The sequence below is a fragment of the Burkholderia sp. 572 genome (assembly GCF_040545135.1).
Classification (GTDB): domain Bacteria; phylum Pseudomonadota; class Gammaproteobacteria; order Burkholderiales; family Burkholderiaceae; genus Burkholderia; species Burkholderia cepacia.
The window spans coordinates 42,335-66,888 of the sequence record NZ_JBEPLH010000006.1 but is presented as its reverse complement, the minus strand read 5'-3'; the positions used below and the strand labels follow the sequence as shown (position 1 = coordinate 66,888).

Annotated in this window: 22 protein-coding genes; 13 read left to right on the top strand and 9 right to left on the bottom strand. The window is 67.2% G+C overall.

Going from position 1 to position 24,554, the window contains the following annotated elements; translation table 11 throughout:
• Positions 1-31: 31 nt before the first annotated feature.
• Positions 32-406 carry a hypothetical protein gene (locus tag ABIC51_RS13335; RefSeq protein ID WP_027792893.1) on the bottom strand — a complete coding sequence of 125 codons (375 nt, stop codon included), beginning with the start codon at positions 404-406 and terminating at the stop codon, positions 32-34.
• A gap of 422 nt (positions 407-828) precedes the next feature.
• On the opposite strand from ABIC51_RS13335, the gene ABIC51_RS13330 reads away from it, so the two are divergent.
• From ABIC51_RS13330 to ABIC51_RS13310, 5 genes are all read left to right on the top strand, one after another.
• Positions 829-1,737, top strand: coding sequence for a LysR family transcriptional regulator (locus ABIC51_RS13330; protein ID WP_027792894.1), 909 nt, complete (start codon positions 829-831; stop codon positions 1,735-1,737).
• 22 nt (positions 1,738-1,759) lie between these two features.
• Positions 1,760-2,434 (top strand): response regulator transcription factor, encoded by a 675-nt coding sequence (locus ABIC51_RS13325; RefSeq protein ID WP_059699628.1) that lies wholly within the window; start codon positions 1,760-1,762, stop codon positions 2,432-2,434.
• A gap of 157 nt (positions 2,435-2,591) precedes the next feature.
• Positions 2,592-5,846 (top strand): efflux RND transporter permease subunit, encoded by a 3,255-nt coding sequence (locus ABIC51_RS13320; protein ID WP_226128487.1) that lies wholly within the window; start codon positions 2,592-2,594, stop codon positions 5,844-5,846.
• On the top strand, positions 5,836-7,041 hold the full coding sequence (locus ABIC51_RS13315; RefSeq protein WP_226128485.1) for an efflux RND transporter periplasmic adaptor subunit: 1,206 nt from the start codon (positions 5,836-5,838) through the stop codon (positions 7,039-7,041). The genes ABIC51_RS13320 and ABIC51_RS13315 overlap by 11 nt, the downstream gene beginning before the upstream one ends.
• Positions 7,034-8,500 (top strand): efflux transporter outer membrane subunit, encoded by a 1,467-nt coding sequence (locus tag ABIC51_RS13310; RefSeq protein ID WP_124672320.1) that lies wholly within the window; start codon positions 7,034-7,036, stop codon positions 8,498-8,500. The genes ABIC51_RS13315 and ABIC51_RS13310 overlap by 8 nt, the downstream gene beginning before the upstream one ends.
• An 83-nt stretch (positions 8,501-8,583) precedes the next feature.
• Here the strand turns inward: ABIC51_RS13310 and ABIC51_RS13305 are convergent, their stop codons facing one another.
• Positions 8,584-9,759: a porin gene (locus ABIC51_RS13305; RefSeq protein WP_176099000.1), complete on the bottom strand. Its 1,176-nt coding sequence runs from the start codon at positions 9,757-9,759 to the stop codon at positions 8,584-8,586.
• Positions 9,760-10,081: 322 nt separating this feature from the next.
• Between ABIC51_RS13305 and ABIC51_RS13300 the strand changes: the two genes are divergently transcribed.
• Both ABIC51_RS13300 and ABIC51_RS13295 read left to right on the top strand, forming a co-directional pair.
• Positions 10,082-10,354: a DUF4148 domain-containing protein gene (locus ABIC51_RS13300; protein WP_059699687.1), complete on the top strand. Its 273-nt coding sequence runs from the start codon at positions 10,082-10,084 to the stop codon at positions 10,352-10,354.
• A 69-nt stretch (positions 10,355-10,423) separates the two neighbouring features.
• Positions 10,424-10,579, top strand: coding sequence for a hypothetical protein (locus ABIC51_RS13295; RefSeq protein ID WP_162923038.1), 156 nt, complete (start codon positions 10,424-10,426; stop codon positions 10,577-10,579).
• 59 nt (positions 10,580-10,638) lie between these two features.
• Here the strand turns inward: ABIC51_RS13295 and ABIC51_RS13290 are convergent, their stop codons facing one another.
• The 4 genes from ABIC51_RS13290 to ABIC51_RS13275 all read right to left on the bottom strand — a co-directional run bounded on the left by ABIC51_RS13290 (position 10,639) and on the right by ABIC51_RS13275 (position 14,000).
• Positions 10,639-11,322, bottom strand: a complete 684-nt coding sequence (locus ABIC51_RS13290; RefSeq protein ID WP_060174506.1) for a response regulator transcription factor — start codon at positions 11,320-11,322, stop codon at positions 10,639-10,641.
• 58 nt (positions 11,323-11,380) lie between these two features.
• Positions 11,381-12,778 (bottom strand): sensor histidine kinase, encoded by a 1,398-nt coding sequence (locus ABIC51_RS13285; RefSeq protein ID WP_049096825.1) that lies wholly within the window; start codon positions 12,776-12,778, stop codon positions 11,381-11,383.
• A 13-nt stretch (positions 12,779-12,791) separates the two neighbouring features.
• Entirely contained in the window at positions 12,792-13,469 is a 678-nt protein-coding gene (locus ABIC51_RS13280; protein ID WP_021160456.1) for a response regulator transcription factor, read from the bottom strand.
• 321 nt (positions 13,470-13,790) lie between these two features.
• On the bottom strand, positions 13,791-14,000 hold the full coding sequence (locus ABIC51_RS13275; protein WP_027792903.1) for a hypothetical protein: 210 nt from the start codon (positions 13,998-14,000) through the stop codon (positions 13,791-13,793).
• A gap of 278 nt (positions 14,001-14,278) precedes the next feature.
• Here ABIC51_RS13275 and ABIC51_RS13270 point away from each other — a divergent pair, with 278 nt between their 5' ends.
• Positions 14,279-14,584, top strand: a complete 306-nt coding sequence (locus ABIC51_RS13270; RefSeq protein ID WP_027792904.1) for a DUF4148 domain-containing protein — start codon at positions 14,279-14,281, stop codon at positions 14,582-14,584.
• A gap of 351 nt (positions 14,585-14,935) precedes the next feature.
• Here ABIC51_RS13270 and ABIC51_RS13265 read toward each other — a convergent pair whose 3' ends face one another.
• From ABIC51_RS13265 to ABIC51_RS13255, 3 genes are all read right to left on the bottom strand, one after another.
• Positions 14,936-15,928, bottom strand: coding sequence for a LysR substrate-binding domain-containing protein (locus tag ABIC51_RS13265; protein WP_354006505.1), 993 nt, complete (start codon positions 15,926-15,928; stop codon positions 14,936-14,938).
• Positions 15,929-16,541: 613 nt separating this feature from the next.
• Positions 16,542-17,414, bottom strand: coding sequence for a ferritin family protein (locus tag ABIC51_RS13260; protein ID WP_175861785.1), 873 nt, complete (start codon positions 17,412-17,414; stop codon positions 16,542-16,544).
• Between the two features lie 56 nt (positions 17,415-17,470).
• Positions 17,471-18,418, bottom strand: coding sequence for a fatty acid desaturase family protein (locus ABIC51_RS13255; protein ID WP_059697018.1), 948 nt, complete (start codon positions 18,416-18,418; stop codon positions 17,471-17,473).
• Between the two features lie 418 nt (positions 18,419-18,836).
• Between ABIC51_RS13255 and ABIC51_RS13250 the strand changes: the two genes are divergently transcribed.
• From ABIC51_RS13250 to ABIC51_RS13230, 5 genes are read left to right on the top strand one after another with little or no spacing between them, the layout of a single operon-like run.
• Entirely contained in the window at positions 18,837-20,600 is a 1,764-nt protein-coding gene (locus ABIC51_RS13250) for a fatty acyl-AMP ligase (RefSeq protein WP_354006504.1), read from the top strand.
• On the top strand, positions 20,597-21,307 hold the full coding sequence (locus ABIC51_RS13245) for an ABC transporter ATP-binding protein (protein ID WP_354006503.1): 711 nt from the start codon (positions 20,597-20,599) through the stop codon (positions 21,305-21,307). Before ABIC51_RS13250 ends, ABIC51_RS13245 begins: the two co-directional genes overlap by 4 nt.
• Positions 21,279-22,496 (top strand): ABC transporter permease, encoded by a 1,218-nt coding sequence (locus ABIC51_RS13240; protein ID WP_027792910.1) that lies wholly within the window; start codon positions 21,279-21,281, stop codon positions 22,494-22,496. The genes ABIC51_RS13245 and ABIC51_RS13240 overlap by 29 nt, the downstream gene beginning before the upstream one ends.
• Complete coding sequence (locus ABIC51_RS13235; protein ID WP_027792911.1) at positions 22,493-23,233, top strand: outer membrane lipoprotein-sorting protein; 741 nt, start codon at positions 22,493-22,495, stop codon at positions 23,231-23,233. Before ABIC51_RS13240 ends, ABIC51_RS13235 begins: the two co-directional genes overlap by 4 nt.
• Positions 23,223-24,542 carry a hypothetical protein gene (locus ABIC51_RS13230; RefSeq protein WP_226228720.1) on the top strand — a complete coding sequence of 440 codons (1,320 nt, stop codon included), beginning with the start codon at positions 23,223-23,225 and terminating at the stop codon, positions 24,540-24,542. Before ABIC51_RS13235 ends, ABIC51_RS13230 begins: the two co-directional genes overlap by 11 nt.
• Positions 24,543-24,554 lie beyond the last annotated feature (12 nt).

Genomic DNA, 24,554 nt, shown 5'->3' with positions numbered 1-24,554 from the left:
CCCGGCCGGTGCGATCGACCCACGCGCCGAATCAGTTCGGCAGGCTGACCACCATCTGCTCGTCCTCGAGCAGTTGCGTGAGCGACCCGTGCAGACGCTCGAGGCTCCGCGGCGGCAGCGCGAAACTCGCCCAGCCGAGCCCCGTGTGCCGGAGCAACAGCACCGCGCCGCCGTACAGCGGATGGCGCTCCGCATACCAGCACGGGTCCATCTCCGTCACGAACTGCTGCGCGCGCGGCGGCATCTCGGGCACGGCCGGCTGCATCGACGCGCGCAACAGGCTCAGATACTGGATGACCGCGTCGACGTCCTCCGGATCGAGCACCGCGGCGCCCCGTTCGACCGACACCAGCACCACCGGCTTGCCGTGTTCCTGGATCATCTTGATACTCAGCGGCTGCGTCATTATTGCGTTCCTCGTGGCTACTCGTATCGGCCCATTATCGGCAGCCGCGTCGCGCGCGCACCTGAAGATTTGATGCAGCTTCATGAATTTATTTTTAGGTTGACTGCCGTTGCGTCAATCGCGTATTCGCCGTCACGACGCACGACGATCTCGATGGCAGGGTCGATACCTTCGACGACACGCATGTTCAGTGAATCGCGGCGTCAGGCGAGAACGCCGCCCCGCTCGCGCACGCCTCGCCCCCCGCCTCGTCCGCCGCTTCCTTAAACGAAATTTCATCCATTCCGCGTCGTTTTTTAAGCGTCCGGCGCCGGCCCGCATCCCATAATCGGCTCGCTACCTTGCCGGTCACGCGCGGCGGCACGCATCGAGCGATGCGTCGGCGGCGCATGCGAACGGTCAATTCTTTCCTTCGGCGGACCATGAACCAACTGCAAGCGATGCGCGTGTTCACGCGTGTAGTCGAGTTGTCGAGTTTCAATCTCGCCGCGCGCCAGCTCGGGATGTCGGCGGCCGCGGTCACGCGCAGCGTCGGCATGCTCGAAGCGCACCTGAACATGCGACTGCTGAACCGGACGACCCGCAGCCTGTCCCTCACCGAGACCGGCCGCGAATATCTCGACGGTTGCCGCTCGATCATCGAGAAGCTCGACGAGATGGAATCGAACCTCGTGCAGGTCACGCGCGACCCGCGCGGCACGCTGCGGATCGCCGCGTCGGCGACCTCCGTCGCGGCCGGCCTCGGCATGCTGCTGTCGGCGTATCGCGACGGGCATCCGCGCGTCCGGTTCGACGTGACCACGTTCGACACGCACGTCGACATGGTCGAGGGCGGCTACGACGTCTGCTTCTGCGACGATCGCCGCCTCGTCAACGCGACCTTCGTGTCGCGGATGCTGACGAGCGTGCGCGACGTCGTCGTCGCGTCACCCGAGTACCTCGCGCGCCACGGCACGCCGAACGATCCCGTCGAACTGAACGAACACAGCCTGCTGACCGTGTCGAACGGCACCGCGCGCAGCTGGGAATTCTCGGACGTCGACGGCTCCTACCGCGTCTACACCGGCAACGCACTGGCCTCGACCGGCAGCATGATGGTGCGGATCGCGGCGCTCAATCACATGGGCATCACGCAATTGCCGCACCCGCTCGTCGCCGACGATCTCGCACGCGGCGCGCTGGTGCCGCTGCTCGAACGCTACGAAGTGAACGGCGGCGCGCGCTGCATCTCGATGCTTTACCCGAGCCGCAACCATCTGTCGACCAAGGTCCGCAGCTTCATCGACTACGTGGTCGAACACTATCGCGCGCCCGAGCGCGCCGCCGCCTGATTCCGCCCGGGCCGCCCCGTCCATGCCCCACATCCTGACGATCGAAGACGATCCGCTGATCGCGGATCACATCACCCAGACGTTGCGCGCCGCCGGCCACCAGGTGGACGTCGCGCGCACCGGCCGCGACGGCATGGCCAGGGCGATGAGTGCCGACTACGACGTCGTGACGCTCGACCGCATGCTGCCGGATCTCGACGGGCTCACGATTCTCGCGACGATGCGCGGCGTCGGCCTCGACACGCCGGTGCTCGTGATGAGCGCGATGTCCGACGTCGACCAGCGCATCCAGGGGCTGCGCGCGGGCGGCGACGACTATCTCGTCAAGCCGTTCTCGCTCGACGAGATGTGCGCGCGCATCGACGTGCTGATCCGCCGCCGGCCGCGCGGCGCGCAGGTCGAGACGGTCCTGCGCGCGGGCGAGCTCGCGTTCGACCTGGTGCGACGCCGCGTCACGCTCGGCGCGAGCGAGCTCGCGCTGCTGCCGACCGAATTGCGCGTGCTCGAATTCATGATGCGCCACGCCGGGCGCGTGCTCACGCGCACGATGATCTTCGAGGCGGTGTGGGGCTGCCGCTTCGATCCGGGCACCAACCTGATCGACGTCCACGTCGGCCGCCTGCGCAAGAAGGTGAACCGTCCGGATGCGGCACCGTTGATCCGCACGATCCGCGGCGCGGGCTACATGCTCGGCTGAATCCGGCCGCCGCCACCTAAAACTTCTTTCATCTTTTTAGCGACCGGCTGTTAGGGGCCGCTCCGCAGAATGCGGTCATCGGCTGCGTATCGGTGTTTTCCCGAAGCCGCGCGCATCCGGCTCTTCTTCACGACGCTTTTGAACGGAGCAGCACCCCATGCTGAAAATTGTCCGGCTCGCGCTCACCCGGCCCTACACGTTCGTCGTGCTGGCGCTGCTGATCCTGATCGCGGGTCCGCTCGCGGCACTCCGCACGCCCATCGACATCTTCCCGGATATCCGCATTCCGGTGATCAGCGTCGTCTGGAACTACGCCGGCCTGCAGCCGGACGACATGTCCGGACGCGTGATCACGTACTACGAGCGCACGCTCGGCACGACGGTCAACGATGTCCAGCATATCGAGTCACAATCGTTCCGCGGCTACGGCATCGTGAAGATCTTCTTCCAGCCGACCGTCGATATCCGCACGGCGACCGCGCAGGTCACGTCGATCTCGCAGACCGTGCTCAAACAGATGCCGCCCGGCACCACGCCGCCGCAAATCCTCAACTACAACGCGTCGACCGTCCCCGTGCTGCAGATCGCGCTGACCAGCAACACGCTCGACGAACAGAAGCTGGCGGATTACGCGGTCAACTTCATTCGACCGCAGCTGCTGTCGGTGCCCGGTGTCGCGATTCCGACGCCGTACGGCGGCAAGTCACGTGAAGTGCAGATCGACCTCGACCCGCAGGCGCTGCAGTCGAAAGGGCTGTCGGCGCAGGACGTCGCGCACGCGCTCGCGCAGCAGAACCAGATCATCCCGGCCGGCACGCAGAAGATCGGCCGCTTCGAATACAACATCAAGCTCAACAACAGCCCGCTCTCGCTCGACGCGTTGAACGACCTGCCGATCAAGTCGGTCGACGGCACGACGATTTATATCCGTGACGTCGCGCATGTGCGTGACGGCTACCCGCCGCAGGGCAACATCGTGCGCGTGGACGGCCATCGCGCGGTGCTGATGAGTATCCTGAAGAACGGCTCGGCATCGACGCTCGACATCATCGCGGGCGTGAAGGCGAAGCTGCCGCTGGTCGAACAGACGCTGCCGCCGGGCCTGAAGCTCGTCACGATGGGCGACCAGTCGACCTTCGTGAACGGCGCCGTCAGCGGCGTGGCGCGCGAAGGCATCATCGCCGCCGCGCTGACCTCGCTGATGATCCTGCTGTTCCTCGGCTCGTGGCGCTCGACGCTGATCATCGCCGCGTCGATCCCGCTGGCCGTGCTCTCGGCGATCGCGCTGCTCGCGGCGACCGGCGAAACACTCAACGTGATGACGCTCGGCGGCCTCGCGCTCGCGGTCGGGATTCTGGTCGACGATGCGACGGTGACGATCGAGAACGTGAACTGGCACCTCGAACAGGGCAAGGACACGCGCACCGCGATCGTCGACGGCGCGAAACAGATCGTGATGCCGGCGCTCGTCTCGCTGCTGTGCATCTGCATCGTGTTCGTGCCGATGCTGATGCTCGACGGCATCTCGCGTTTCCTGTTCGTGCCGATGGCGAAGGCGGTGATCTTCTCGATGATGTCGTCGTTCGTGCTGTCGCGCACCTTCGTGCCGATGCTCGCGCAATACCTGCTCAAGCCGCACGCGTCGGCCGGCCATGCGTCGGGCGAGCTCGCGGCGATCATGGATTCGCATGCGGGCCATGCCGGCGCGCACGACGCGCCGCCGTCGCGCAATCCGCTGGTGCGCTTCCAGCGTGCATTCGAGCGCCGCTTCGAGTCCGTGCGCGCGTCGTACCGGATCCTGCTAGGGCTCGCACTCACGCGCCGCAAGCCGTTCGTCGTCGCGTTCCTGTGTGTGGTGGCCGCATCGTTCCTGCTCGTCCCGTGGCTCGGCCGCAACTTCTTCCCGACGATCGACTCGGGCGAGATCTCGCTGCACGTGCGTGCGCCGGTCGGCACGCGCGTCGAGGAAACCGCCGCCGAGTTCGACCGTATCGAAAACACGATTCGCGGCGTGATCCCGCCCGCGCAGTTGCGCGAAGTGGTCGACAACATCGGCCTGCCGAACAGCGGGATCAACCTGACCTACAACAACAGCGGCACGCTCGGACCGCAGGACGGCGACATCCTGATCTCGCTGTCGCACGACCACGCGCCGACCGCCGACTACGTGCGCGAGCTGCGCGAACGCCTGCCGCGCGCCTATCCGGGCACGACGTTCTCGTTCCTGCCTGCCGACATCGTCAGCCAGATCCTCAACTTCGGCGCACCGGCCCCGGTCGACCTGCAGGTGGCCGGCCCCAACCAGCAGGCCAACCTCGCTTATGCGCGCGAGCTGTACCGCAAGCTGCGCCTGATCGCCGGCGTGGCCGACCCGCGCATCCAGCAGGCCAGCACCTATCCGCAGTTCACGGTGGCGGTCGACCGGACGCGTGCCGACCAGCTCGGCATCACCGAGCAGGACGTGACGAACTCGGTGGTCGCGACGCTCGCGGGCACCAGCCAGGTCGACCCGACCTACTGGCTCAATCCGCGTAACGGCGTGTCCTATCCGATCGTCGCGCAGACGCCGCAGTACCGGATGACCACGCTGTCGGCGCTGCAGAACCTGCCTGTCACCGGCGCGAACGGCCAGTCGCAGCTGCTCGGCGGTCTCGCGACGATCACGCGCGGCGTCGGCAACGCGGTGGTGTCGCACTACAACATCGAACCGCTGTTCGACATCTACGCGACCACCCAGGGCCGGGACCTCGGCGCCGTCGCCGCCGACATCGGCAGCATCGTCAAGGCCGCCGCGAAGGATCTGCCCAAGGGCTCGACCGTCACGCTGCGCGGCCAGGTGCAGACCATGAACAGCGCGTTCACCGGCCTGCTGCTCGGGCTCGCGGGCGCCATCGTGCTGATCTACCTGCTGATCGTCGTGAACTTCCACTCGTGGGCCGATGCGTTCGTGATCGTCTCCGCGCTGCCGGCGGCGCTGGCCGGCATCGTCTGGATGCTGTTCACCACGCACACGCAGATGTCGGTGCCCGCGCTCACCGGCGCGATCCTGTGCATGGGCGTGGCCACCGCGAACGCGATCCTCGTCGTCAGCTTCGCGCGCGAGCGTCTCGCCGAAACCGGCAACGCGCTCGCCTCGGCGCTCGAAGCCGGCTTCACGCGCTTTCGGCCCGTGCTGATGACCGCGCTCGCGATGATCATCGGCATGGCGCCGATGGCGCTCGGCCTCGGCGACGGCGGCGAGCAGAACGCGCCGCTCGGCCGCGCCGTGATCGGCGGCCTCGCGTGCGCGACGATCGCGACACTGTTCTTCGTTCCCGTCGTGTTCAGCCTCGTGCATCGGCGCGATGCGCTGAAGCACGACGCACCCCGCGCTTCCTCCCCTTCCGCGTCCGGAGCTTCCCATGTCCACTGAGATCGAAATCAAGTCGCCGAAACGGCTGCCCAACCTCAAGCTCGTCGCCACGATCGCCGCGCTGGCCGCGGTCGGCATCGTGACGGCCGGCATCGCAGGCCGCGCGCACGCGAAACAGGAAATGACCCGATGGTCCGCCGAACAGGCGGTGCCGACCGTGGTCGCCTACACGCCGACGACCGGCGGCGACGGCGCCGCGCTCGTGCTGCCCGGCCACCTGTCCGCGTTCGAAAGCGCGCCGATCCATGCGCAGGTGTCGGGCTACCTGCACGCGTGGTACACCGATATCGGCGCGCACGTGAAGTCGGGCCAGCTGCTCGGCCTGATCGACACGCCCGAGCTCGACCAGCAGCTTCAGCAGGCGCGCGCCGACCTGCAGAGCTCGCTCGCCAACGAGAAGCTGGCCGCGTCCACGGCCGCGCGCTGGACCAGGATGCTCGCGCAGGATTCCGTGTCGCAGCAGGAAACCGACGAGAAGACCAGCGACCTCGCCGCCAAGCAGGCAATCGTCGCGGCCAACGAGGCCAACGTGCGGCGTCTCGACGCGCTGGAGGCGTTCAAGCGCATCGTCGCGCCGTTCGACGGCGTCGTCACCGCGCGCAAGACCGACATCGGCCAGCTGATCTCGGCCGGCGGCGGCGCCGGCCCCGAACTGTTCGCCGTGTCCGACGTGCACCGGATGCGCGTCTACGTGAGCGTGCCGCAGAACGAGGCCGCCGCGATCCGCCCCGGCATGAGCGCGACGCTGACCGTGCCCGAGCATCCGGACGAGACCTTCCATGCGACGCTCGCCGACACCGACGATTCGATCGCCGATTCGACCGGCACGCTGCTCGTGCAGCTGATGGTCGACAACCGCGACGGCAAGCTGATTCCGGGCGAATACACCGAGGTGCATTTCGCGCTGCCGGCCGGCAGCAGCCACGCGTTGACGATTCCGGCCAGCTCGCTGATCTTCCGCCAGGCAGGCCTTCAGGTCGCCGTGGTCGGCAAGGACGATCGCGCGGTGCTCAAGCCCGTCACGATCGCGACCGACCTCGGCACGCACGTGCAGATCGCGACCGGCCTCGCGCCCGACGATCGCGTGATCGACAACCCGCCCGACTCGCTGTCCGCGGGCGACCGCGTCCGGCTCGCGACGCCGGCCGGCACCGTCGCGGCGGCCGTGCGCGACACGGAGCGTGCGAATGGCTAACCCGCGTCGGCTCTGCGCGATGCTCGCCAGTATCGCGTTCCTCTCCGCCTGCTCGTTCGCGCCCGTCTATCACGCGCCCACCACCGCGCTGCCTGCCCAATTCAAGGAAGCGGGCGGCTGGCAGCCGGCACAGCCGGCCGACCGCATCGCACGCGACGGCTGGTGGAAGGCGTTCCGCGATCCGGTGCTCGACCGGCTCGAAGCGCGGGTGGCGGCCGCCAACCCCGACGTGGCCGCCGCGGTGGCCCGCCATGACGAAGCCGGCGCGCTGTTCGATCAGGCGCGCGCGGGGCTGTTCCCGACCATCGGCCTCGGCGCGCAGGTCTCGAGCAACCGGCAATCGGCCACGCGCCCGCTGCGCGGCGCGAACCAGCCGAACGTGTACGGCTCGAACACGCTCGACGCCGGCTTCGACTACGACCTCGACCTGTGGGGCAAGGTGCGCAACGAGGTCGCGGCCGGGCGCGCGAACGCGCAGGCCAGCGCCGACGATCTCGCATCGGTGCAGCTGAGCCTGCAGGCCAGCCTCGCGAACGCGTACTTCAACCTGCGCGGGCTCGACCAGCAGCAGCAGTTGCTGTCCGACACGATCGACACGTACCAGCGTGCGCTGAAACTCACGATGAGCCGGCACGCGGGCGGCATCGCATCCGATCTCGACGTCTCGCGCGCGCAGACGCAGCTCGACTCGGCCCGCGCGTCGGCCGAGGACGTGCGGGCACGGCGCGCGCTGTACGAGCACGCGATCGCGACGCTCACCGGCGTACCGGCCTCGTCGTTCGCGCTCGCGCCGGACCTGAGCGTGGCGTATCTGCCCGCGATCCCGACCGGCATTCCCGCCACGCTGCTGCAACGGCGGCCCGACGTCGCGGCCGCCGAACGCCGCATGGCGGCCGCCAACGCGCGGATCGGCGTGGTGCGCGCGGCGTTCTTCCCCGACATCACGCTCGGGCTGATCGGCGGATACCAGAGTTCGGGGCTCGGCCATTGGCTCAGGGCGCCGAACGAGATCTGGTCGATCGGGCCCAGCCTCGCGCTCACGCTGTTCGACGGCGGCCGCCGCCAGGCGCTCACGGCCCAGGCGCACGCGCAGCTGGCCGAGAACGGCGCGAAATACCGTGCGGTGGTACTCGACGCGTGCCAGCAGGTGGAAGACAACCTCGCACTCACGCACCATCTCGGCGACGAAGCCGATCGTCAACAGGAAGCGCTCGACGCGGCCGAACGCACGTTGCAGCTGTCGATGTCGCGCTATCGGGACGGCGTCGTCAGCTATCTCGACGTGGTGACCGCACAGACTACCGAGCTCGAGACGAAGGTGGCGATGCTGGAACTGAATACGCGCCGGCAGTTGGCGGCGGTCGGGTTGATCGCGGCACTGGGCGGAGGGTGGTCGGCCGACGACGCAGCGTCCGGCGCGAAAGCGCCGGTCGCGACGCCGGCTCGTTCGACGACCTGAGCCCGTTGCGGCACGTGGGGAGCGTGTCGCGTTTGGATGCACCCGTCATCGCGACGGGTGCTTTTTTTCGCGGGCCCGGCCGGTCAGAACTTGTGACGGATGCCGGCCGCGACCACCGCCTGGCGATCGTTGCCCGACGCGGCCAGATTGAAGATCCCCGCGTTGCCGAGCACCGCGACACCGTCCGCGCCCGTCACGCGCTGATACACGCCTTCGAGATAGAGATCGGTGCGGCGCGACAGCGCATAGTCGGCCTGCAGCATGAACTGGTTCCACTTCGGCGCGATACTGCGGCCCGCATCGTCGAAACGGCCCTGCGTGAACGTATACGAGCCGCCCAGCGAGAAGGCCGGCGTCAGGAAGTAGCGTCCGTTCAGTTCGTAGTTGCTGAAGGTCAGCAACTGGCCGTTCACGGTGCCGTACGCGCCGCCCTGCGACAGTTCGCGCGGGTCGTTCAGGATCGTTCTCGTATAGACGAAGCCGATCGTCGCATGATCGAACGCATAGTGCGCGCCGGCGCCGAACGTGCGCCAGCGTCCGCCCGCGAGCATCGCATCGCCGTCCGAGCTGCTCAGCGATCCGCCAGTGTTCTTCGGCGCATTCACGCCGCCCGGCTGGTTCGACTGTAGGTACGCCACGCCCACGTCGAGCGGACCGTTCGCATACCGCGCGCCGACGCTGTACGCGTTGTTGTTGCTGAACCCGCCGCCCTGGTTGCTGAAGCCGTACGCGCCGCCGAACGTGAAGCCGCCGTAGTCTGCGCTGCGGAACTTCACCGCGTTGTTCATCCGCGTGTCGTTGGCGAGGTTGTCGTTGTCGTACGGGTGATCGGCGAGGTTGCCGCCGAATCCCGAGCCCGTCGCCGACAGCGGCGCGACGAAGTCGACCAGGAAATCGTATTGCCGGCCGAGCGTCACTGTGCCCCATTGGCGGCTCGCGAGGCCGACCCAGGCCTGACGGCCGAACTCGTCGCCGCCGTTGCCGAACTTGCCGTTCGCGACGCTGAAGCCGTTCTCGAGGGTGAACACGGCGGCCAGGCCGCCGCCGAGATCCTCGTTGCCGCGCAGCCCCCAGCGCGACGTGCTGACGTTGCCGCTCTGCACGCCGTAAGCGGGCCCCGCGCCGGCCGCCGATTTCTGGTTGCTGATGTAGTCCAGGCCCGCGTCGATCGTGCCGTACAGCGTGACGCTGCTCTGCGCATGCGCCGCGCCTGCAAGCAGGCACGCGACCGCTGCCGGGATTGCCAGAAGTTTCTTCATGATGGTTTCGCTAGAGTGGATCGGTCTTCTCGCATCGCCGGCCGGTGTGGAACGGCCGCTCCGTCCGCGATGCGATGGCGCACAATTTAGGCAGCGGGCGTGACAGCGCCGTTATCGAAACGGCCCGAAAAATGAAACCTTCTTCATCCTCGCGATACGCCGCATTCATGTCCGTGCGGAACGCGCCGGCGCATGAATTTCTTTTCACGTTGCGTATGCCGATCCGATAGCCCCCCTCCCCTATGCTTGTCCTCAACCCAACGCGCGGCATCGACTGGCCGTGCCGGGGATGATCCAGTCAATCATCATGAGGATTCCGAACATGAAAACCGCCAAGATCGTCGCTTCCACGCTGCTCGCCGCGTGTGCCGCGCTGTCCGTTCCCGCGTTCGCGCAAACGAGTACCCACGCGATGCAGATGACGCCGGCCGCCACCAAGGACGGCGTGCCCGGCGCGCAGGCCGCCGGCCAGTGGGTGCCGCCGTACGGACAGCCGATCCACGAGAAAACGCGTGCCCAGGTCTACGCGGAACTCGTGCACGCCGAACAGGACGGGCAGATCAAGTACCTCGACTCCACGCTCTATTCGCATTGATGCGCACCGCCGCGCGGCCGGGCGTGCTGCCCGGCGCGCGCCGCCCACCCCTCGCATCACCCGTCATTCATGAAGCTGCGTCCCTTGCTCGTTCGTTCCGCCCGTGTTGCGCTCGTCGCGATCGCGGCCGGCGTGATGCTGTCCGGCTGCGCCGGCGCGCAACCCGACGGCCCCGGCGATTGCGTCGGCCCGCCCGATTTCTGTGTGCCGTTCTTCGGCTCGTAAACGCACGACGGGCGCGCTGCCATCGGCAACGCGCCCGTTCGTACAGGGGGGCCGCGCGGTTATGCGTCCGGCAGCGTCACCTGGTAGCCGTAGCGGCTCACCGTATCGATCCGGACATCGGGCAGATGCCGCGCGAGCTTGCGGCGCAGCCGCGACACCACGAGATTGACGCTCGATGGATCGACATCGTCCTTGTCCTGCCACACATACCGGATCAACTGGTCGCGCGGCACCGGCGCGTTCGGATGGCGCATCAGGCATTCGAGCAGCAGGCATTCGCGCCGCGTCACGGCGAGGCGCAGCTTGCCGTCCTTGAGTTCGCGCGCGAGCGTCTCCAGCATGGACACCGCCGCGACCGGGCCTTCCGTATCGCGCGGCCCGGCCAGCCGCTGCAACGCCTGCAGGCGCTCGTGCAGTTCGATGAACGAATACGGCGCGCCGAAACACGCATCGGCACCTGCGTGCAGCACGCGGATGCGCTCGCGTGCCGATGCCTGGCCGATCAGCACCACCAGTGCCGCACCGCCGCCGTCGGCGACGAAACGCGGCAGCATCGCGATCAGCGCGGCATCGCTGCCCGGCTCGAACGCGGTCGCGACGATCGCGTCGAACGTCTCCTGCGACGCGAGGAACAACCCGTCGCGCAGATCGTCCGCACGCTGCAGGCTGTGCCCGCTCTCCTGCAGCGCCTTGTACAGCCACGATGCTTCCGGGTGCGGCGAAGTCACGAGCAGCACGCGCATCGTCAGCCAACCTCGCGGCGGCAATGCGCGCGCACGTATAGGCGGATGCGAACGCCCGTCATGCGAGCGACCTCGGCCAGCATTCGATCGTCACGCGCGTACCCGGCTCGGCATTGCCGATGCGCAGCGTGAAGTCGTGCACGTTGACGACCGTCGACACGATGCTCAGGCCGAGCCCGGCCCCGGCGAGGTGCCCGGTGCGGCGGCTGCGGTAACGATGCTGCAGCACGGCCTCGCGCTCGTTCGCCGCGATGCCCGGGCCGTTGTCGACCACGTCGATGCGCGGACCGGACGGCGTATCGTGAAGTTCGAGGCGCACGGTGTCGCCCGAGGTCGTGTACTTGAGCGCGTTGTCGAGCAGGTTCGTGAGCGCCTCGAACAGCAGCGCGCGATCGCCGTGAATCCGCGCGACCGGTTCGACGAGCACGACGAAATGGATGGCACGGCTGTCGGCGAGCGGCTCGAACAGTTGCCCGACGTCCGTGACGAGATCTTCCAGCGCGAGTTCGGCGAACCCGCCGCGCCGCTGCAGCGACCCGATTTCGGCGATGCGCAGCATCGCGCGAAACCGGCTGAGCAGCACGTCGGTCTCGTTGCGTGCGCGGGCGACGAGCGTCGCCAGCGCGGCATCGTCGAGCCCGTCCGCGCGCTCCGCCGCATGCGCAAGCAGCGTATGCACGTGCGCGAGCGGCGTACGCAGGTCGTGCGCGATACCGTCGCAGACGCCCTTCACCTCGTTCATCAGGCGCTCGACTTCCTCGAGCATGTGATTGACCAGATGCGACAGCAGGTCGATCTCGTCGTGCCCGCCGATCGGCAGCCGCTGCCCGAGGTCGCCCTGCGCGATGCGCTGCGTGATGCGCCGGACTTCCTTCAGGCGCCGCATCTGCCGCACGCTGAGAATCAGGCCGCCGACGACGCCCGCGCCCAGGCAGAACAGGCCGCCGCCGACCAGCGCCTGGATGATCGCCGCGCGAATCCGCAGGATGTGCGTCAGGTCGCGCCCGAGCACCAGCACGTCGCCGTTGGCGCGCCGCTCCGCCATCGTGCGGACGACCGGCGGCACCTGGTCACCCGCGATCGTCATCGTGTGGTCGAGCGTCACGCCGGTGCGATCCGGCCGGATGCCGTCGGGCATGGCCAGCACGTCGCCGGCGACATGCCTGCCGTCGGCCGTGAAGAGCCCGTAGTAGTTGGTGTGCATCCGCTCGTGCTCGATCCGGTGCTGGATGGCCGCGGCAAGCTGGTTGTCCTGGAGCGAATCGAAGTAGATCATCTGCCAGTCGATCACCACGTCGGTTTCGCGCTCCATGTCGTGCGTGATGATCGATGCGATGAAGCCGAGCAGCAGCATCACCGACACGGAAAACGTCACCGCGTAGACCGACACGAGCCGGAACGTGCTGGAATACCAGTGACGCTTCGGCGCCGGCTGGACGTGATCCGTCGAGGACATCAAGGTTGCGGACTCAGCCAAGGATGTAGCCCGCGCCGCGTACCGTCTGGATCATCTGCTTCGCATCGGGCGGATCGATCTTCTTGCGCAGCCGGCCCATGTGCACTTCGATCAGGTTGGTGCCGGGATCGAAGTGATAGCCCCATACGGCCTCGAACAGCATCGTGCGCGTGATGGTCTGGCCGGCATTGCGCATCATGTATTCGAGCACGCGGTATTCGGTCGGCAGCAGCGCGATTTCGTCGCCGTCGCGAAACACCTTGCGCGAAATCAGGTCGAGCCTGAGCGGGCCGACGGTCAGCGTCGTGGCGAACGGCGCCGGCGCGGTCTGGCTCCGGCGCAACAGCACCTCCAGGCGTGCCGCCATTTCCTCGGGATCGAACGGTTTGGTCAGGTAATCGTCGCCGCCCGCACGCAGGCCGCGCACGCGTTCGTCGACATCGCCGAGCGCGCTCAGCATCAGCACCGGGGTGCGCACGCCGACGCTGCGCATCGTGGTCAGGATCGTGAGGCCGTCGACGACCGGCAGCATGCGGTCGAGCGTGATCACGTCGAACTCGTTGCCGAGCGCGCGGGCCATGCCGTCGCGGCCGTTCGCCACCCATTCGACCGTGAAGCCGCGCCCTTGCAGTTCCCTGACTATTTCGTTCGCGGTGATTTCGTCGTCTTCGATCGTCAGTACATGCGCGATGGCCGTACCGCTCTTGGCCAGCCGGTCGGGCAGGGCCGGCGTGTTACCGGGGGAAACTGATGATGCCATTTACGATTCTCGTCTTCAGCGAAGGGACGCACGCGCTTCGACACCCGAAGGGCGAGCGCGTTCGGATGGAGACTACACGCGCGCGCGTAAATCGTGCGCGTCGACTTCATGAAGAAAGTTTCATATACGGCGGCAACGCCCGCCGGGGCTACCGGCGCGCGTTGTTGCGACAGGATGCCGCACGACCCTTCGCCTTCGCGCACGGGCGGTTGCAACCGATCGCGTCGAAAGGTATCGGTAAAGAATCGCGCATCAGCTTCGGTGCGGCTCCGCGCCGGGCTGGTCGACGCGATGCGAAGCGACGCGATGTGCCGCGTTCTCCACACGCTGCGTGCGCTCGACCTTCTCGTGCGCGAGCGTCACGTCGGCAATCGCGAGCCCCGTTCCCTGCACCTTTGCGAACGCCAGCACCGGTGAGCACACCAGCGCGATGAGCGCGGCCATCCTGACGGTCTCTTTCATTGCATTACCCCGATGCAGGCCGCGCCGTGCGCAGCGTCGATTGATCACGGGTTCGACGATACGCCCGCACGGCTAACCGTTCGGTCGCGCATGCATGAAGGTTTCTTTAAGGTTCGATGCGTACGACGACGATCGCTTCCGCGCGCGGTCGATCCGGATAAAACTAGTTTCATCTTCGCGCGGCCGTTTCGATAGTCCACGGTGCCTAACCTGTGTCGTGAGGTCGACGTTGGCAATCCACCGTACGGCCGGTTCCCAACGCTTCCCAGGAGTCGAAGATGAAACATCCCGCCCGTTACCTCGCCTGTTCCGCGCTGCTCGTGATGAGCTTCGCCGCGCATGCCGCACCGACGCTCACGCCGGCGCAATGCCACGACTATCCGTTCGTGCATACGCACGGCCCGGTCTCCCACCGGCAACTGATCAACGAGCTGAACGAGCTGGAATCCGTCGGCTACAACCCGTCGTCGGGCGACGAGAGCAGCTATCCGGACGATATCGATTCGGCGCAGGCGCGCCTGATGACCGAGTATCAGAAGGATTGTGCGGGCGCAGCCAACACCGTCGCGTCGAACGGCAACTGACTCGCCACCGGCGAACGATCTCCGAGTTTGCGCGCGTGCCTCGCGGCCGCGCGTTTTTTTCGTCGATGCCGTGCACGCTACGCGACGGCTTTTTTCAACGACGGGCGGATCGCGACGGAAGGCAACGTCGTGATCGTGAACGTCGCCGGACGCGCGGTGATCGGCACGATCGATTTCACCGGGTACCACGGGACGCCGCGATCGTGTGTTGTCCCCGTATGGCAAGCACGCACGCGCTCGTGATCGGCTTCAACGTGTCGGTGTCGCTGTTCGGCGGCACGCCGCCGCTCGTCGCCGCATGGCGCGTCGATCGCACCGGCGTCGCGCGCGGCGGCACGCCGCGTACCCGTCCTATCCGACGCGATACATCGGCAGCACGTTGCTGCCGGCCGCTTCCTGGCCCGACGCGAGCGGATGGTGCGCCTGTGCGAGCAGCCAGTTGGTCAGCACCGCGATGTCGAACTCGTTGCACGCATCCGGGTTCTGCACCAGCACGTAACTGCCCGATGCGACCGTGCAGTGCGCGAACAGCTCGACGAGCCGGCCCTGCTTCAGCAGCCCGTCGACCAGCGGCCGCCGCCCGATCGCGATGCCGTGCCCGTCGACCGCCGCCTGCACCAGCTGGTCGTACTGGCTGAAATGCAGCGCGCCGGCGGGCCGCAGGCGCGGCACGCCGAGTTCCTTCAGCAGATGGCTCCACCCGTGCCACGGCCATTCGCAGCGCGGATCGTCGAGATGCAGCAGCACGTGCTTTTCAAGATCCTCCGGCTTCATCGACGCCGCGTCGCCCGCCGTCGCCATCAGGCTCGGGCTGCAGACGGCCACGACGCGCTCGCGAAACAGCACGTCCGTATCGTCCGTCGACGTATACGGCCCCGCATATCGCACGGCCAAATGCAAACGTTTGCGCTTGAGATCCTCAATTTCGCTCGTTGCCGATACGCGCACGTCGATGTCGGGGTAGCTTGCGCGGAACGAACCGAGGCGCGGAATCAGCCACAGCGCCGCGAACGATACGGTCGTCGACAACGAGATCGCGCGCTGTCCCACGCTCGACGACAGCTTGCCGATCACCGATTCGAGGTCGGACAACGCGAACGAGATCGCGTCGTACAGCTCCCGCCCCTTGTCGGTCAGCGTCAGCGATCGAATGTGCCGGTGAAAGAGCTCGATCCGGAGCTGCTCCTCGAGTGCCTTGACCTGCCGACTCACGGCAGATTGCGTGACGTTCAGTTCCTGCCCGGCGCGTGTAAAGCTCAAATGACGCGCCGCGCATTCGAAGCCTCTCAGGAAATCCAGCGAAGGCATACTTCTCAATCGTTTTGCCAATCTCACATTAGCCATACCGCCGCCTCAAAGTTGCACCCATCGACAGGCAAGTCGCCTTTCGTTCCCCTGAATCGTTTCTCCTATTTGGATTCGGAAGCGATTTTATATTGAAGAATGGATGCCGATCATTCTTATTTTCAATCGTGACACTCGTATTTATCTATCGATTTTAGTCGACCCGATATTCTTACATTAACATTATTAAGTAGTGGTTTTGTAAATAAATATCCGGGTGGAATGACGCGAGGAATGGCCGAGAAATACCCACCAAAACAGGGCATTGCGGGCAAAAATCGATGGCACGGCGGACATCTCGACGCCGCAACGGAATCGCACCCCGTGCCTACAATACAATTTCAATCACCCGACATATCATTTCATTTGCCGCATTACGGAAAGAAAACACACGCCAACATACACGCGAAATACCATTTAAATCAGGAATTTCATGTTTATGAAAATATACTAAACGCATGAAATTCGATTGAATCATGCAATAACAGGAAATTGATGAACCCATTATGTCCGGAAATGAATATCCCGCCGGCCGGATACGGGACACCGTGCGCACTACGCCATCTTGCCGGCCGGAATCGGTTCCGCCCAAGCTGGACGGGACACGCATCCGCTATACGCCGTCCACCACGCCATCCGCCACACGGTTCGTCCGCGCGGTCACTTCGCGGCGATAGCGGTTCAGCTCCTGCGCGGTCGTGAACGTGCGCCCGAACAGGATCGACAGGTTGTGCAGGATCCGCTCGACGACCTTCTTTTCCCACTCGCCGTCGAACCGGATCTGTTCGTCGAGCCAGCGCTCGAGCCATTCCGGATCGGGCAGGCGCGACTGCACGGTATCGCGCGGGAACAGCGCCTGGTTCACGTGCAGGTTGGTCGGGTGCAGCGGCTTCTCGGTGCGGCGCGCCGACGCCATCAGCACGCCGATCTTCGCGAACGCCGCGCGCGCGACGTCGCCGCAGTCGTTCAGCGCCTTCTTCATGTAGCGCAGGTAGGCGCCGCCATGGCGCGCTTCATCGCGCGAAATCGTTTCGTAGATCTGCTTGATGACCGGCTCGGTATGCCAGTCGGCCGCGCAGCGGTACCAGTGGTTCAGGCGGATCTCGCCGCAGAAGTGCAGCATCAGCGTCTCGAGCGGCGGCGCCGGGTCGAATTCGAAGCGTACCGCGTGCAGCTCCGCTTCGGTCGGCACCCTCTCCGGCCGGAAGCGGCGCAGGTATTCCATCAGCACGAGCGAATGCTTCTGCTCCTCGAAGAACCACACGCTCATGAACGCGGAAAAGTCGCTGTCGTGCTGGTTGTCGCGCAGGAACATCTCCGTCGCGGGCAACGCCGACCATTCGGTAATCGCGTTCATCCTGATCGTCTCGGCCTGCTCGTCGGTGAGCAGCGACGCGTCGAACCGGTTCCACGGAATATCCGTCTCCATGTTCCAGCGCACCGCTTCCAGCGACCTGAATAATTCCGGATAGAGCATCGTCGTCACCGTCGTTGAACAATGTTCCGGCACGGCACGCACGCGGGCGGCCGGCCCCGTCGCGGTCATGCCGATTGCGTGGACGCCGGCGCCGCCGTTTCGGCATCGGGCGCACGCTCGTCCGCATCGTCGTCCACCGTGCGCGGCGCCAGCCTGCCGCGCAGCAGCGCGTAATAGAACTGCCGGTACGTGCGGTGGTAATAGCGGATGCGCGGCCCGATCGCGCCATGCAGGTCGTGCAGCCGCTCGATCGGCAGGTTCGGCATCATGTGGTGCTCGACGTGATAGTTGTTGCCGTTCGTGAACCACGTCATGAACGCGTTGCTCTCGATCGTCCGCGTGTTGCGGAACGGGTCGGTGCTCGTCAGGTCGCAGCGGTAGTGCTCGGGCATCTCGACCAGCGCATGCACGGGCGCGGCGACGAACACCAGCGGCACGACCCACACCCACACGGCAAACCACGTGTGCAGCGCGACCGACACGCCGGCCAGCAGCGCGATCGCCGCGACCATCAGCAGGTGATCGCGGCGGATCGCGCGCGACACGAGCGGGTTGTCGCCGAAGCGCGCCCCCGGCACGACGAGCTTCGCGACGTTCTTCGCGAACTGGATATAGTGCGCGGCCATCGACAGCCGCCACGCCCACAGGCCGAGATTGACGACGGGGCTCGCGCCGTACTGGTCGCCGTAGTCGAAGAACTCCTTGTTCTCGGGCGTGCCGAGCAGCCGGTGATGACGCAGGTGGCTGTCCTGGTACGCGTGGAACGACACCAGCATCGGCATGCCGAGCAGCACGCCGAACACCATGTTGAGCCGCTTGCTCCGGAACCCCTGGTAGTGCAGCGCCTGGTGCTGCAGCTCGACGCCGTGTGCGTACATCGCGCCGATCAGCAGGATCCCGACGATCTTCAGGATCACATACGTCGACAGCGCGAACAGCATGCCGTGCGCAACGAGCGCGACGTATACCGCGAGCTTCAGCGAGAAGACGACGCCGCTCGGGCGGCTCTTCATGTCTGCAACCGGTTTCTGACGGGCGACAAGCGATGAGGTGACGGACAAGACGCTCTCCTTGAGCCGGACCTTGCCCGGCGCCATGACACGGCGACGCTGGCGCGCTGCCGGGTTGCAATTCTTCTGTGAGTCGATGCTTCGGACAAACGAATTTTCCGAACGCATTGCATGACGCCCGCGCATGAGCGCACCACATCGTGAACTAGACGACCGGTCGAATGCGTACCGGCCATTCACCTGGCGCGGGTTCAGATGCATACGTGCGGGGCAGACACGAGTGGATGCGTGCCGCTCATGCATAGCCTGCAAATATTCCGTTTGTCGCGTCACGTCGATCCGGCAAGAATCCCCCTCACTCGACGAACGGCGCCGCCGGCACCGTGGCACGAGCGGCCGTGTTCCTCAACGGGAGATTCTCGTGACGAAGTGCGCATCCACCATTCATCGCCTGATCGAATCGCTCGAGGACGTCGCGGGCGCCACGCATCGCATGACGTTCGTCGACGAGGCCGGCAACGAGGCAGGCATCACGTACCGGCGCTTCGCGGAAGAAGTGTTTCACCAGGCCGGCGCGCTGCGTGAACTCGACGTGCGCGAGAACGACCTGGTGATGCTCGCCTTGCCCGCATCGGTCGAGCACGCGGTCGCGATGATGGCCTGCGTGATGACCGGCGCGCTGCCCTGCACCGTGCCCGTTCCCGCGCGCCGCGCCACCGCCGGCAGGCAAGTGATCGACGTCGCGTGCGAGCTGTATCGGCCGCGCCTCGTCATTGCCGCCGACGCACAGGCCGCCGCGTGGCACGACGACGCGTTTCCCGCGGCATCGACGCGCGTGGTCGATCTCGACACGCTGTCGATCGCCGCGGATGCCGGCGCGCGCGCACTGATCAGCGCGAAGAGCGGCCACGACCCGCATCACGTGCAGCTCACGTCGGGCTCGACGTCGCACCCGAAAGCTGCGGTGCTCAGCCACGAGAACGTGATCGCGAACGTGCTCGGCATCGGCGGGTCGGTCCGCTTCGACATCGCGGCCGGTGACGGCACCGCCTCGTGGCTGCCGCTCTATCACGACATGGGGCTGCTCACGCTGCTGTCGAACCTGCACTACCGCGCGCCGCTGCTGATGATGCAGCCGAACAGCTTCATCCGGAATCCGCTCGGCTGGCTGAAGCGCATCGCGTCGGCGCGCGCGACAACGACGTCGGTGCCGACCTTCGCGCTGCGCTACTGCGTGCGCCGCTTCAACGCCGCCGCGATGGAAGGCGTCGACCTGTCCGCGTGCCGCAACATCTTCATCGGCGGCGAACGCGTGGACGACGCGACGCTGCGCGACTTCGCCGCGACGTTCGCGCCGTACGGCCTCGCGGCATCGGCGCTGCAGCCGTGCTACGGGATGGCCGAATCGACGCTCGCGGTGTCGATGCATCGTGCGTGGCATGAAGGCACGGTGGACGGCGCACCGTACGTGATCGCCGACACGCTCGACCGGCGCGCGCTGATCGAGCGCCGCGACGCGCAACCGGCCGCCGCGAACGACGGCGCCGACACCGAGACCGAAACCGTGCTCGCGATGGGCACGCCGATCGACGGCATGGCCTTCCGGATCCTCGACGACGGCGACCACGCACTCGCGAACCGCGCCGTCGGCGAAGTCGCGATTCGCGGCACGTCGGTGATGCTCGGCTACCTGAATCCCGACGACGGCTCGATCGCCGCGCCGCTGACGGCCGACGGCTGGTTCCGCACCGGCGACATCGGCTACGTCTCGGACGGCCAGCTCCATATCCTCGGGCGCAAGAAGGAAGTCATCATCATCCGCGGCAGCAACTACTTCCCGCACGACATCGAGGAAGCGCTGGCATCGCATCGCACGCTGCGCAAGAGCACGTGCATCGCGTTCGGGCTGCCCGACCCCGAGACGGGCACCGAGCGGCTGGTCGTCGCGATCGAGGCGCGGCCCGCCGATGCGACACCGCAGACGCGTGCCGAGTGCCAGCAGCTGCTCGCGTCGCGCATCGGCTTCGCCGCGCAGGATCTGTGCTTCGTCGAGCCCGGCTCGTTGCCGCGCACCACGAGCGGCAAGCTGCAGCGCCTGAAATGCCGCGACCTCTATGCGAACGGCGCGCTGCCTGTCATCCACGCAGCGGCGGCGGTCGAAATCGGCCAGGGAGCGTACGCATGACGGCCGCCCCGCTCACGCCGGTGCTCGAGCTGCGCGACGTCACGCGCGTGTACGAGGGCGCGGGCCGCGTCGTCGCGGTGCGCGACGCGTCGATCTCGATCGGCCCGCGCGACGTCGTCGCGCTCGTCGGCACGTCGGGCAGCGGCAAGAGCACGCTGCTCAACCTGGCCGGCTTTCTCGACGTGCCGAGCAGCGGCGAACGCTGGCTCGAAGGCCATCGGATCGACGACGTGCCGGACACGCTCGAACGGATCCGCCGCGAGCGCATCGGCTTCGTGTTCCAGCAGTTCAACCTGATTCCGGTGATGTCGGCGCTCGAGAACGTCGAGCTCGGCTGCTTCGCGTGGGGCACGCCGCGCACGCGCCGCGAGCGCGCCCGCGCGATGCTCGACGCGGTGGGGCTCGCCGCGCGCGAACGCCACCGCCCCGGCGAGCTGTCCGGCGGCGAGCAGCAACGGGTCGCGCTGGCGCGCGCGCTCGCCAAGGAGCCGGCGATCGTGATCGCGGACGAGCCGACCGCCAGCCTCGACAGCACCAACGCGCGCGCGGTGGCCGAGCTGATCCTCGACACCAACCGCACGCTGGGCACCGCCTTTCTGATTGCGTCGCACGACGATCGTCTGTGCGCGCACCTGCCGCGCCGCATCGAGATGCGCGACGGCGTACCGGGAGTGAACCGTGAACTGGTCGACGTTTGCGTGGCGTAACCTCTGGCGCAACAAGCGCCGCACCGTGCTGACGATGGCGATGATCGGCGTCGCCGCGTTCGCGTCGAGCCTCGCGCTCGGCTACGTGATCGCGACCTTCGACGCGGTGCGCGAAGGCTCGATCGACAGCGGCGTCGGCCACGTGCAGGTGCTGCACCACGGTTATCTCGACCTGATCGGCGAACGGCCGCTGCAGTACGGGCTGACCGCCGACGAGCAGGCTGCCGCCGCGCGCGCCGTCGCCGCGCTGCACGGCGTCGCCACCACCGCGCGCGGCATCGACTTCGACGGGCTGATCTCGAACGGCGATCTCAGCTACGGCTTCGTCGGCGAAGGCATCGAGCCGAACCGCGAGCCGCCCGGCTTCTTCGACTATCACACGGTGCTGTCGGGCCGCTACCTGTCGCCCGCGAATGCCGGCACCGAAGTCGTCGTCGGCGCCGAACTCGCGCGCAAGCTCGGCGTGCACGTCGGCTCGGTCGTGCAGTTGATGGCCTCGACCGCGCACGGCGGCATCAACGCGACCGACGCGCAGATCGTCGGCGTGATGAGCACGGGCAACAAGGACGTCGACGAACGGATCGTCGACGTGACGTTCGCGGCCGCGCAGGCGCTGCTGCGCACCGACCGCGCGTCGCGCATCGCGGTGTTCCTGTCGGACACGGCGCACACGCCGTCCGCCGCCGCGACGCTGCGCGCCGCGCTGCCCGCGCTCGACGTGAAGACCTGGGACCAGCTCGTGTCGCTCTATCACCAGGTCGTCGCGCTGTACAAGAACCAGTTCTCGGTGTTCGGCGCGATCCTGTGCGTGACGATCCTGCTGTCGATGAGCAACTGGATCCTGATGAGCATCGTCGAGCGCCGCCGCGAGATCTCGACCCTGCGCGCGCTCGGCGTGCCGGCCGCGACGGTGCGCGGCGTGCTGATCCAGGAGACCGCGTTCCTCGGCCTGCTCGGCGCGGCCGCTGGCATCGCGGCGGCGCTGCTGACGATGGTCGCGCTCAACCATGCGCAGATCCACCTGCCCGCGCCGCCGGGCCGCGTGAAGCCGATCCTGCTCGAATTCACGGTTTCGCCGGCCGCCGTGGTCGCCGTCGAAGGCGCGTTCGTCGTGCTCGGCGTGGCCGCCGCGCTGCTCGCGACGCTCGGGCTCGCCAAACGCAACATCCTCGAAGGACTCGCCCCATGAACCGCATTCGCCTGATGGTCGCCGCGCTCGTCGCGTGCGCGCCGCTCGCCCACGCAGCCGACGCACCGGCGGCCCAGACCATGCTCGCCCGTGCCGACGCGTACCGCAGCACGGCCGCCGATACGCAGACGAACATCCAGATCACGAACGAGGTCGGCGGACAATCCGGCGACGCGACGCGCTATCTCGTCTACACGCGCGGCAACGGCGACACGCTCGCGCTGACGCGCAGCGGCGAGAACGACGGCCAGAAGTATCTCGCGACGACGCGCGGCCACTGGTTCTACGTGCCGAACACGCGCAGCGCGGTACGCATCAACGGGATGCAGCGGCTGCAGGGCGAGGTCGTGATCAGCGACATCACGCGCACGCACTGGGCGGACAGCTATCGCGCATCGGCCGCGCCCGGCGCGACGACGATCGCCGGCAAGCCGGCCACCGAGCTCGACCTGACCGCGACCGATCCCGACAACGTCTACCCGACGATCAAGCTGTGGGTCACGCCCGACACCGACGTGCCGGTGCGCGCGCAGTTCTTCCTCGCGAGCGGGCTGCTGTTCCGCAGCGCCGATTTCTCCGCGCCGGTCGAGGCGAACGGGCGCAAGGTGATCCGCAAGATCACCTATCGCAACGAGATCGAGAAGCAGCGCGCGAGCGTCGTCGACATCCTCGACGGCCAGCCGCGCAAGATTCCGTCGGGCTGGTTCAACCCCGACACGCTTGCCGATGGCCAGTGACTACGACGCCCATGCCGACGCCCGTCGTGACCGCCCTCGTCCCTCGCCCAGCCGCCTCCGGCGCGGCGTCGTACTCGCCGTTCCGCTCGCGCTCGGCTGCACGCTCGCGCACGGAGAATCGCTGATGGAACAGTTGAGCACGCTGAACGGCATCGCCTACGCACGCTCGGTCGACAGCATGGACGGTCATGCGCTGCTCGGCAGCCTGATCGGCGACCAGCCGCGCAACCAGCAGGAAGCGGGCCTGCTCGCGCGCATCGACGGCGAGAACCTGTTCCTGAACGCGCGCGCCGTCGCGAGCAACCATTCGCTCGGCGCGCAGGCCACCCGCTTCAACGAGGCCGGCGTGCGCTACGCATTCGACAACGGCATCACGCTCACCGCCGGCAAGCGGATCGACCCGCTCGACACGTCGCAGGCGTTCTTCCCGCTCGGCTTCTTCCAGAAGCGGGCCGCGACCGCCGACATCTACGACCGCTACGGCGACGTCGAAGGCACGCCGCTCGTCGAAGCGAAATGGGCCGGCGAGCAGGCCACGCTGCAGTTCATCGCCGGCGAGAACCGCACGCTGCGCAACGACGTCGACAACCGCGACGTGCAGGGCGCGACGCAGCTCGTGCGCGGCGCGTACAACTGGTCGGGCGGCTCGGCCGCGCTGCTCGCCGGGCGTCATGCGGGCCGCGGCGGCGCGGGCGCGACGCTGTCGTTCGACGTCGCGCGCTCGAACACCGTCTATGCGAGCGCGTGGCTCGAACGCGGCACGACACGGCCGCTGCCGGCCTTCATCGCGAACGGCACGCCGCTCGACTCGCCGGCCGCGTACGACGCCGTCGATCGCCGCAACGACCGCCAGGTCATGTGGCGCAGCGCGGTCGGCATGCAGAGCGCATTGCCCGGCAACCTGTCGCTGATCGTCGAGTGGTCGCACGACGAGGCGCGTTACGACGCGAACCAGTGGCGCCGGATGGTCGGCGCGGTGCGCGCGAACAACGCGCTGCTGCCCGTCGCGCCCGGCCCCGCGCTGGCCGGCCTCGGCGGCACCGCCGATTTCGTGAGCGCGGACGGCAACCTGCGCGACTACCTGTTCGCGCGGCTCGGCAAGAAGATCGGCCGCGTCGAGTATTCGCTGCGCGGCGTGTATTCGCCGCAGGACAAGGGCCTGCTCGCGATCGCCCAGGTCGTCGCCGACGTGAACAAGCGCGTGAGCGTCGATGTCGCGCTCACCCGCGCGTTCTCCGACAGCAATTCCGAGTACCGGATGGTCGGTCTCGGCACCCGTATCGACGCCGCCGTGCGCGTGCGCTTCTGACAGGAACCCCGC

Coding starts and splice junctions, on each gene's coding strand:
- ABIC51_RS13315 (WP_226128485.1), top strand. CDS start 5,836: ATGTCCACTGAGATCGAAATCAAGTCGCCGAAACGGCTGCCCAACCTC.
- ABIC51_RS13275 (WP_027792903.1), bottom strand. CDS start 14,000: ATGAAAGAGACCGTCAGGATGGCCGCGCTCATCGCGCTGGTGTGCTCA.
- ABIC51_RS13270 (WP_027792904.1), top strand. CDS start 14,279: ATGAAACATCCCGCCCGTTACCTCGCCTGTTCCGCGCTGCTCGTGATG.
- ABIC51_RS13310 (WP_124672320.1), top strand. CDS start 7,034: ATGGCTAACCCGCGTCGGCTCTGCGCGATGCTCGCCAGTATCGCGTTC.
- ABIC51_RS13330 (WP_027792894.1), top strand. CDS start 829: ATGAACCAACTGCAAGCGATGCGCGTGTTCACGCGTGTAGTCGAGTTG.
- ABIC51_RS13245 (WP_354006503.1), top strand. CDS start 20,597: ATGACGGCCGCCCCGCTCACGCCGGTGCTCGAGCTGCGCGACGTCACG.
- ABIC51_RS13300 (WP_059699687.1), top strand. CDS start 10,082: ATGAAAACCGCCAAGATCGTCGCTTCCACGCTGCTCGCCGCGTGTGCC.
- ABIC51_RS13305 (WP_176099000.1), bottom strand. CDS start 9,759: ATGAAGAAACTTCTGGCAATCCCGGCAGCGGTCGCGTGCCTGCTTGCA.
- ABIC51_RS13265 (WP_354006505.1), bottom strand. CDS start 15,928: ATGGCTAATGTGAGATTGGCAAAACGATTGAGAAGTATGCCTTCGCTG.
- ABIC51_RS13335 (WP_027792893.1), bottom strand. CDS start 406: ATGACGCAGCCGCTGAGTATCAAGATGATCCAGGAACACGGCAAGCCG.
- ABIC51_RS13290 (WP_060174506.1), bottom strand. CDS start 11,322: ATGCGCGTGCTGCTCGTGACTTCGCCGCACCCGGAAGCATCGTGGCTG.
- ABIC51_RS13325 (WP_059699628.1), top strand. CDS start 1,760: ATGCCCCACATCCTGACGATCGAAGACGATCCGCTGATCGCGGATCAC.
- ABIC51_RS13230 (WP_226228720.1), top strand. CDS start 23,223: ATGGCCAGTGACTACGACGCCCATGCCGACGCCCGTCGTGACCGCCCT.
- ABIC51_RS13285 (WP_049096825.1), bottom strand. CDS start 12,778: ATGTCCTCGACGGATCACGTCCAGCCGGCGCCGAAGCGTCACTGGTAT.
- ABIC51_RS13320 (WP_226128487.1), top strand. CDS start 2,592: ATGCTGAAAATTGTCCGGCTCGCGCTCACCCGGCCCTACACGTTCGTC.
- ABIC51_RS13255 (WP_059697018.1), bottom strand. CDS start 18,418: ATGAAGAGCCGCCCGAGCGGCGTCGTCTTCTCGCTGAAGCTCGCGGTA.
- ABIC51_RS13235 (WP_027792911.1), top strand. CDS start 22,493: ATGAACCGCATTCGCCTGATGGTCGCCGCGCTCGTCGCGTGCGCGCCG.
- ABIC51_RS13295 (WP_162923038.1), top strand. CDS start 10,424: ATGAAGCTGCGTCCCTTGCTCGTTCGTTCCGCCCGTGTTGCGCTCGTC.